A 3,075-nucleotide genomic window follows, 5' to 3' on the forward strand; every position below is an offset into this window, starting at 1 on the left:
GAAACAATTCGGCATGATGGCCTCGATGAGCCGTCAAGGGAACGGCTGGGACCATGCCCCGATGGAGCGTTTCTCGGGGTCACTGAAAAATGAACTGGTGCATCACCAGCGCTTTGTCACGCCCGAACAAGCCCGGCAGGACATCACCGAAGACATTGAGACCTTCTACAATCGTATCCGCAAGCAGGCTCGACTTGGCTATCTATCGCCTACTGCATTCAACCAGCAGTACTATGCAAAACAGATGGCCGCTTAATCCGTTGGACTCTACGGTTGACGACCTACCTCAGTCGCGGGCGGAGCAAAAGTTTCAAGGCCAAGGACGGATCGAGCAAGCCGCCCGAAGACGGCGGGCGCAACCCGACGGTGGATTTCAAGGGCGAGAAGCGCAGCAACGAGACGCACGCTTCGACGACCGACCCGGAGGCGCGGCTTTACAAGAAGGCCGAAGGTGAGAAGTCCCGGTTGAGCTACTTGGGGCAGGCCCTGATGGAGAACCGCAATGGCCTGGCAGTGGACGTGGAGACCACCCTGGCGACCGGCACGGCGGAGCGGGAAGCGGCCCAGGCCATGGTGAAGCGCTCGGCCAAGCGGGGCTAGACCCTGGGTGCCGACAAAAATTATGACGTCGCCGGCTTCGTGCAAGTCATGCGGGAGAAAGGCATCACGCCGCATGCGGTGCAGAGGAAGGTGGGTAGCGCCATTGATGGACAGACGACTCGGCATGCCGGTTACGCGGCGAGCCTGAAGAAGCGCAAGCTCGTCGAAGAAACTTTTGGCTGGGCAAAGACTGTCGGCGTTCTGCGCAAGGCCAAGTTGATTGGACTGGCCAAGGTGAAGGCGCAGACCGTCTTTACCTTGGCAGCTTACAACCTGACGCGGATGGCGACGATCTTTGGCTGGCGATTGAACGCGGTGTAGGGCGAAATGGTCGCCGAAAGGCGACCAGAGCCCCGGAAAGGGACCTGCAAACCGGCTGAAACCCGGTTTGCAGGTCCCGCAAGCGGTTCGCCGAATCCAATTCGCGCCGTCAGAGGTCGGTAGCCGCAGGCATCGGGGAAAATTTCAACATCCTGTTAACGCCCCGCATCACCTGACCGGCTACAGCGGGCTTCGCCCGCTGTAGCCGGTCAGATGCAATGCCGAAGTTGGGCGTCTCTCGACTGACACGCGGCCACGGGCGCGGCATGCGCGACGCGAGGGTTGCGCAAGGCTTACCCCGCTTCCTTCACCTCGGGGATCTTCCAGGTGCCGTCCAGGATCGAGGGCGACTTCTCCTTCGGCCAGTAAAGACGCAGCATCAGGACGAACTCGTCCTTCGGCGCCGGCAGCCAGTTCGATTCCTTGTCCTTGCCGGGGGACTCATTCTGGATGTACAGATCGATTGAACCGTCGGCGTTGGCCTTGAGCTTGTTGCGCTGACTCAGCGTGTAGCGGTTGAGCGGGTTGTCGACGAAGAAATACTGCGCGTTGTACATCGTCAGCGACCAGAAGCCGTCGACCGGCGGCAACTGGCCCTTCTCGAAGCGCATGACGTACTTCTTCGTGCCGCTATACTTCTTGACGATGTCCGGCCCCTCGGATGTCGGGTAGACGGCATCCTGTGGGCGGTTGGCGCCGAGGCCGATCGCCGTGATGAGCGCGCGCTGCAGATAGCTCGTACCGTAGAGGCCTGTCTTGGTAGTGAACACCCAGCCGTTCTCGATCTTCATGTCGCCCGCAGCGATGCCCGCCTTGAGCCAGCCGTTGATCAGTTCCTGCGCCGGCTTGGGCGCGCCGGCGATACCCTTGGCGACAGCGGGCTCCAGTTTGGCCAACTCGAAGTCCTGCCCCGGCACTACACCGATCTTGGCAAGCTTCGCCACCATCGGCGCGTCTTCCGCCGACGGCGGATTATCCTTGAGAAGGTGGGCGAAGAGCTTGAAGTACGCGGCGGCGTCCATGGCGTTGACCTGATCGCGCACGCTGGTCTTCATGTCGATCGCCGGATCGAACTTCCCAGGCACGGGCGTGTAGGGCTTGCCGTACGCCGATAGCGGGATGACCGACACCTGGTCCTGCAGGGCGTGGACGGCCTTATAGTCCTCTGGTGTGCCGGTGCAGTAGATCCGCCCCAGGATCCAGACCATGCCGGTCGGAGACTTGTACTCGGTAACGCCCGCCGGCAGTGTTCCCGACCAGCCCGGACCGGTGATCGCGTACTTCTGCGCTTTGGTCCCGGTCGTGCGCTTGCCCGGGTCCTGGAACACGTTGGTCCAGCCGTCGAGCATCGGGAACAGGAAGAAGCGCCCCTTCATGTCCGGAATACTCAAGATCCAAGGCTCCTTCGAGACATCGAGCCATGTGATCGTGTACAGAGTATCCGCGTTGGGTGCGGTGACGGCCGTGAAGGAGGCATTCGGGTATTCGCGCAACTTCGCGAACTGACCCATCGGGGCGCGCGTCCCTTCTGGCTTTTCTATGTTCGTGAGAACCCGCCGGGTGATCTCCATCGTGACGAGCGGGTAGGCGTAAACATAGGCCTCGGTAGCGATTACCCGCGTTTCGGCCTCCTTGGCCAGAGCCTCTGCGGCCTTGGCGGCCGCTTCGGCGCCCGCCTTCGCCTCGGTCGTGGCCTTGTCGGCCGCCTTCTCCACCTTCGCTTCTTCCTGCTTGCCGCACGAGGCAAGCAGCCCGAACAAGATCGCGACCGCAGGGACCGCCAAGAGTTTTCTCCAACGCATCACTTTTCAGTCCCCCTTCTTTGCTCTCGAAACGACGCCGTATCATACCACTTCCTCGTCAAGCGCGAACGGTGCCGGTGCTCAGGGGCAGGGCGATTGCATGACTCCTATACAAGACGCAGCAGTTCAGTGCGGAAGGTGTCGGAAGTTGCCGCGATGATCCGTTGGGTTCTGAGCAACCCAACCCCGCGCGCGGGCCAAGTGTTCCTGAAGAAACGACGATGCGCGACAAGGTGAACGGCGACGCCGAGATGACCGACACGTCATTGGTGCGAGTTCGCGGCGTTAGCCGACGCCGTAGTGCGAGCCCGTCTCTGAGCATGGTCCGGGAATCGTCGGTGAGATTGGTGAG

At 61.5% G+C, this 3,075-nt stretch carries 2 protein-coding genes and 1 pseudogene; 2 read left to right on the plus strand and 1 reads right to left on the minus strand.

Annotation, left to right across the window (positions count from 1 at the left end; all coding sequences use genetic code 11):
* Together JNK99_RS11485 and JNK99_RS11490 are read left to right on the plus strand one after the other, a co-directional pair.
* On the plus strand, positions 1-256 hold a 256-nt coding region (locus JNK99_RS11485), incomplete at its 5' end, for an IS3 family transposase (RefSeq protein ID WP_291853054.1).
* Between the two features lie 47 nt (positions 257-303).
* Positions 304-921 (plus strand): annotated as a pseudogene (locus tag JNK99_RS11490) (transposase); the annotation flags it as partial.
* Between the two features lie 293 nt (positions 922-1,214).
* Here the strand turns inward: JNK99_RS11490 and JNK99_RS11495 are convergent.
* Complete coding sequence (locus JNK99_RS11495; RefSeq protein WP_291853057.1) at positions 1,215-2,705, minus strand: DUF1254 domain-containing protein; 1,491 nt, start codon at positions 2,703-2,705, stop codon at positions 1,215-1,217.
* Between the last annotated feature and the right edge of the window lie 370 nt (positions 2,706-3,075).

It is taken from the genome of Accumulibacter sp. (genome assembly GCF_016789985.1).
In the GTDB taxonomy this organism is placed as follows: Bacteria; Pseudomonadota; Gammaproteobacteria; order Burkholderiales; family Rhodocyclaceae; genus Accumulibacter.